Raw genomic sequence first — 6,121 nt, 5'->3', positions numbered from 1 at the left:
AATTAAATATACCCAATTAAACACTATTCGAATGAAAAAAATATTTGTTTTATCTCTTTTCGGTTCATTCATTTTTCTTCTGAGCTGTGGGCATCAGGATAATTCTGCTAACAATGTAGCCATGATTGAAAAATTTGTGGATGCTGTGGAGGCCATGGATTATACCACNATGGAAAATTTATTGAGTGATGATTATATTGGTGTNGGTCCTTCCTATGGTGACTCTATTGATAAAGCTTTGGCAGTGGAAAGCTGGAAGTATAATGTGGAGAATTTGTATGAGAAAATTGAATATAACCGCTCCAGAAACATCGCTGTGCATATTCCTGAAGGGGAAAATAAAGGTGAATGGGTATCTAACTGGGCCGAGCTTCATATTGTTTATAAAGGTGAAGACCAGGCCGCTGTGACTATTTTTGCCAATACACTTTACCAGATTGAAAATGGTAAAATCGTAAAAAGTTATACGCTTTATAATGAAGCAGATGCCCTGGAACAGCTGGGTTATTCCTTTTATTAATTTTGAATTACAACTTAATCATTATGAAAAGCAATAGATTTAATTTAACGATACTATTATTTATAGCCTTTATTTCCCAATCAATGGCTCAGGAAGCCTCAAGTGAATCGGTAAATATTGGGAAAAGTCTGGGTTTATATGTATTTCCTTCAAAAGGTCAGGATGCTGCTACTCAGGATGCCGATGAGTTGGAATGTTACAAATGGGCTATGAGCGAGACCGGTGTTGACCCCATCAATCCCCCCCAGATTCAGGCCGAACAGGTAGACAGATCAGCTGATGGATCGGCTGTAGTTGGAGCTGCCAGAGGGGCTGCTGCAGGAGCCGCAATCGGAGCCATAGCCGGTGATACAGGAAAAGGAGCTGCCATTGGAGCAGTGGTAGGAGGATTAAGAGGAAGAAGAGCCAAAGCTTATGGTGATGCCGTGGAACAACAACATAATAACGCAGAAGCTGAAGCCCAACAAAAAGAATTAATGGCCAATTTTAATAAGGCTTACAGTGCTTGCCTGGAAGGAAAAGGATATACCGTAAAATAAGCATTAAATTATTCATTTTAGTACAAATAATAATTTTCAGGAGCAATTTCCCGGGCTGAAAAAGTGACTCTGCTTATTTGGTCCGGGAATTTTTTTTATGACAAATCAAAAATGAAAACCACATGGAAATTAGGGTTATGAAAATTAATCAGGAAAGTGTGAAGGTGCTTGAATCTTATGATTTTCCCGATTTACTGAAAGATAAAAATTCCATATACTTATTTAATGTAATAACTGCTGACCGAAATAAAGCTGCCACATTTTTAGAGTCCTTCCAAATCCCAGAATCAATTTTACAAAGCCTTCCATATCCTAAGGAACGGATCCGGTTTGAGGTTTTTAGAGAAACCACTTATGGTGAAATTGCTTATTTTTCTTCCGAGCTTGACCAGGCTATCAATTTTATTGGGGTGGTTGGATTAAAAAACCTGGTATTTTTTATCCATGAACCTAGTAAAAGCCTGGACCATGTGTATTTGAAGGATTTATCCGTGATCATTGAAAACAAGGAAAATTTAATCCGACCTAATTTATTGCTTTATATCCTGGTTAACCAAACTCTTGAATCACAGGCTAAATTAATTTTATCTTATAGAGAAAACATTGAAGAATTTGCAAAGGATTTTGATCATAAGCATCATGAAATTGAACCAGAAGATTTCCTTCCGCTAAAATCTCAACTTTCCGACTTCTCCCGGGTATTGGAAAAACTTCACTTTACTTTAAATTTTCCTCCCGTAAAGAAAATACTGGACAAAGAAAGTGATTATAATACATTTTTTAAGGATTTGTTGAATACAACCTTAATTCTTAAAAATAACCTGGACCAGACCGAACAACGACTCGAATCTCTCCACAACCATTACCTCCTATTACTTCAGGAAAAGTCCAACAAACGTATTAATTTGCTTACGATCATTCAGGCAATTTTTGTCCCGCTGACTTTAATTGCTGGAATTTATGGAATGAATTTTCAAAATATGCCGGAATTGAATATAACTTACGGTTATCATATTACCCTGGCTATAATGGCTTTTATCACCTTAGGATTTATCGGCTATTTTTTTAAACAAGGATGGTTTGAATAATGCTATTTCAAACAAATACTTTTGTATTTCAACGAAAACCGTAAAAATGGACATACCCCATTCGAATTTTATTAAATGGAATTTATATTTGATTTTTTCATTTTGCTATTTAATTATTCCTCAGCATTCCTTTTCCCAGGTGGCTGATACTACCTGTATTCAAACAGATGTACCAGAATTAATACGAAAATGGAGGAACAAACCACCAAAAACTGCTAAAGAACAATCCGGTTCTTTATTGCTGGTCCCCATAATTGGCTCCAACCCCGCCAATGGTTTTATGCTGGGTGTAGGAGGACAGTATGCTTTTCGTACAAAAGGAAGTAAATTATACTCTATTTTCTCAGGAAGTGCCCAGGTCACTACCAAAAAACAATTCCTCCTTTTATTGAAAAACAATATTTATACTACAGACAACAAGATTTTTTTTAGTGGCGACTGGAGATTTCAGGTATTTTCTCAATCTACCTATGGTCTTGGTACAAATGCTCCGGATGGGGGAATTTTGGATTTTCAATATAATTTAGGAGGATTAGAAACAAGTGTTGATTCCCTGGCTCAACCTATGAAATTTAATTTTATCAGACTCCATCAGTCCATGTCTTTTAAAATTAAAGAATCACTTTATTTGGGTGTGGGTTACCACTTGGATGGATACTCAAAAATTGAAGATGAAAAACTAAGATTAACTCCCGGTGATTCCCTCATTACCAGTCATTATGCCTATAACACCACTTTTGGTTTCGATACAGATAAGTATTTCTCTTCGGCCTTAAATATGAATTTTGTCTTTGACAATCGGGACAATATGATTAATCCCTATAAAGGATATTATATTCAGCTCAGTTGGCGGGGGGCATTTGAGTTTTTAGGCAACAGAGTTGGCGGAAATTTTTATCAGTTCGAGTACAGAAGTTTTCATGGATTGTCCAAAAAAAATCCCCGACATCTGATGGCCTTTTGGGTGATGGGAAATTTTTCACCTAAAGGAGAATTTCCATATATGATATTACCCGCAACAGCCTACGATCAAAGAGGTAGAAGCGCAAGAGGTTATACCCAGGGTCGATTTCGGGGGAATAATTATTTCTACACCGAAGCTGAATATCGATTCCCCATCTCCTCTTGTGGAGGAATTTTGGGAGGAGTATTATTTGTAAATGCCACCTCAGCCAGTAGCCCTACCCAATCGTTGAAATTATTCGATTCGGTAAAGCCTGGCTACGGTTTGGGATTAAGGATTATGGTTGATAAAAAATCTCGTACAAACCTGGCCGTTGATTTTGGATTTGGCGAAAAATCAAGTGGCTTTTATCTTGCTGCCTCAGAAACTTTTTAGTTATAAGGTATGCAAAATTTAAATCACACAAAAATTCTCAAAATCAATGGTGGCAAATTTAAACTTATCTAAATCTGACTGATTACTTGTTCAGGTTTAGATTTGTTCAATTTCCCCATGACCAGGGCCATGGCAACCATCCAAAAGGTGGCCAATGCACCTACCAAAATAGGGTCTATGGTACAATTCATCCATTCCAAAGATCCTGTTAAATCTCTTACAAAAGTTCCCCATATAATGACCAGAATACAAACTCCCACACAGGAAAGTCCCTGGATAAAGCTCAGCTTAATTTTACTTAATGCGAGTAAAAACAACCCAAGAATTCCTCCCCCAAAAATTCCGGAAATCTGCCACCAGATATCCAATGCACTTTTAGCATTAATCATGGCCAGGGCGAATAATGTTCCCAATACTCCCCAAACCACAGTACTCCACCTTAGAAAGCTCATTTCCTGATCATTGCTCATTTCTGGTTTGAAAAACCTTTTGTAAAAATCCAGATGTAAAACAGTGGCAGAACAGTTTAAAGCAGAATCTACAGTACTCATAGCAGCTGCAATAATTGCGGCAATGATTAAACCTTTCAACCCTACAGGCACTACAGTAGCGATAAAATATGGGAAAATCTGATCTCCTTTTACAATATCAGCGGGTAAAGCATTCATTTCTCCATTATAATAAATCCAAAGGGCAGTACCAATGTAAAGGAAAATGATGGTTAGGAAAATATAAATTACCATGGCCAGCCAAATAGAATTTTTAGCTTCTTTTTCCGAACCTACTGAAGAGTATTTTTGCACGTAATTTTGATCGGCAATTAAGTTCCGGGCATTTTCTGTGATACCATAAATAATCATCACCCAGAGGGTTCTGGAACTAAAGGAAAAATCTGCACTTCCCAATGAAAATTTTCCAGTGATATCCACCTGACTAACCAGACTATTTTCTCCCTGGAAAATATCAATGGATAGTGAAATAGCACAATACAAAATCCCCACAATCATAATCACCGATTGCATAACATCCGTCCAGATTACGGCTTCCATTCCTCCCATTAAGGTATATAAAATGGTTACAACACCTAAAATGATAATGATGTAAACAATTGAAAAGTCCATAAAACTGCCCAGTAATAAGCTTGCCAGGTAAAGAATTACAGCCACTCTGCCTATCATAAAGAAAACAAAGGCAAAGGCCGCATAAACCCTGGCCCAAATGCCAAGTCGGTTTTCCAAAAACTTATATACTGAAATGGTCTGGTTTTTCCGATAAAACGGAATCACATATTTAGTAACCAACCATGCAATGGGAATAATACATAAAGCAAAAACCAAGGGATGCCAATTGTCATCAAAAGCCTTCCCCGGAGTCGCAATATATGAAATACTGCTGGTATAGGCACTCATTACAGCCAGGCCTGCAGCCCAGGCAGGAATTGACCGGCTGGCCACCATAAATGCCTCAGCCGTTTTGGTCTTTCTGGTAAAATACCAGCCCATTCCTATCAAAATTATCCCATAGCTAATTAATATGGCAAGATCTATCCCGCCTAAAGTCTCATTCATATTTACAATTGAGTTATTTTTTTAACTAATCTCTTTCTGAAGCAATGGAAAAGCACCTAAACAGTTACTTTTTCAATGCCATAAACTCCGCATAATTCCTCAAATTCACTTTCCAGGCTTTCCATAATCCTGATTTCCTCACTATGCAGTTTGGTATGGTTCATCCGCATATCTGTACCCATTTTTAAGCCTCTTTTTTGTAAAAACCATTTAGCTGAAAAAGGATAACAAATTCTGGTTACCGCATCCATCAGAGATAGTTTCTGTTGGAAATATGCCATTCTGCCTTTATCTTCTTTATCAAAATTTTCGCACAAATAGCTGTACAATTCCGGATAGAAATTTCCGGATATTGGCGAAATACCATCCACACCTGCCCTTAAGGAATCAAGTGCTGTAGGTGTATTGGCATTAAAAAATCCAAAATTACTTCCCTTCACCGCCTCTAATTTGGGAATGATATCGTCCATATCGCAGGAAGTATCTTTATGGTAAATGAACCGACCAGTAGCCGATAGTGATTTCAAAATTTCAGGAGTTAATAACCGCTTGAATGGTGAAGGACATTCATAAACACCAAGGGGGATATTTCCAGTACTAGAAATAAGAGTTTCAAGCCTGCTTTTCAATAAATTATTATCTTCCTCCTCATTAATTAACTGACTTGTAATAATTACCACACAATGTACTCCCGTGTCATACATTGTATGGATAAATTCAGCTTGTTTGCCCAGGTCTCCACCAAATGTTCCAGTACTCATCACCGGCACTCTACCATTTACTTTATCTACCACATATTTGGTTAATTGCAATCTTTCCTCATTTGAAAGCTGATACATTTCACTAGAAAGGCAATTTGCAAACAGTCCTGTTGAACCGGCATCCAAATAAAACTCAATTAACTGATCCAACGCAGTCCAATCAATATCACCATTCGATTTAAATGGGGTAACCATCACAGGATAGAACCCTCCAGGTAATTTTTCCATGCTCTATTTATTCGTTTTAAATTTTTATTTAGGTAATTAGGATAGTCAAACTAAAATACATACATATTTTGGTTTCTC

Annotated in this window: 5 protein-coding genes; 3 read left to right on the top strand and 2 right to left on the bottom strand. The window is 37.2% G+C overall.

What is annotated here, in order from left to right:
- Positions 1-543: 543 nt before the first annotated feature.
- The 3 genes from A3EM_RS48160 to A3EM_RS0114315 all read left to right on the top strand — a co-directional run bounded on the left by A3EM_RS48160 (position 544) and on the right by A3EM_RS0114315 (position 3,486).
- The gene (locus tag A3EM_RS48160; RefSeq protein ID WP_245576506.1) at positions 544-1,059 is read left to right on the top strand and encodes a glycine zipper family protein; all 516 of its coding nucleotides are present in this window, start codon (positions 544-546) and stop codon (positions 1,057-1,059) included.
- A 122-nt stretch (positions 1,060-1,181) separates the two neighbouring features.
- Positions 1,182-2,147 carry a CorA family divalent cation transporter gene (locus A3EM_RS0114320; RefSeq protein WP_020528909.1) on the top strand — a complete coding sequence of 322 codons (966 nt, stop codon included), beginning with the start codon at positions 1,182-1,184 and terminating at the stop codon, positions 2,145-2,147.
- A gap of 88 nt (positions 2,148-2,235) precedes the next feature.
- On the top strand, positions 2,236-3,486 hold the full coding sequence (locus A3EM_RS0114315; RefSeq protein WP_211211970.1) for a BamA/TamA family outer membrane protein: 1,251 nt from the start codon (positions 2,236-2,238) through the stop codon (positions 3,484-3,486).
- A gap of 68 nt (positions 3,487-3,554) precedes the next feature.
- Here A3EM_RS0114315 and A3EM_RS42420 read toward each other — a convergent pair whose 3' ends face one another.
- Together A3EM_RS42420 and A3EM_RS0114305 are read right to left on the bottom strand one after the other, a co-directional pair.
- Positions 3,555-5,054: a sodium:solute symporter family transporter gene (locus A3EM_RS42420; protein WP_020528907.1), complete on the bottom strand. Its 1,500-nt coding sequence runs from the start codon at positions 5,052-5,054 to the stop codon at positions 3,555-3,557.
- 56 nt (positions 5,055-5,110) lie between these two features.
- A complete protein-coding gene (locus tag A3EM_RS0114305) occupies positions 5,111-6,043 on the bottom strand; it encodes a dihydrodipicolinate synthase family protein (RefSeq protein WP_020528906.1) in 933 nt (310 codons plus the stop codon).
- Positions 6,044-6,121: the final 78 nt, after the last annotated feature.

This window comes from Flexithrix dorotheae DSM 6795, from assembly GCF_000379765.1.
GTDB lineage: Bacteria > Bacteroidota > Bacteroidia > Cytophagales > Flammeovirgaceae > Flexithrix > Flexithrix dorotheae.
The sequence above is the reverse complement of the archived record's forward strand: the minus strand, read 5'-3'. Positions and strand labels throughout refer to the sequence as shown.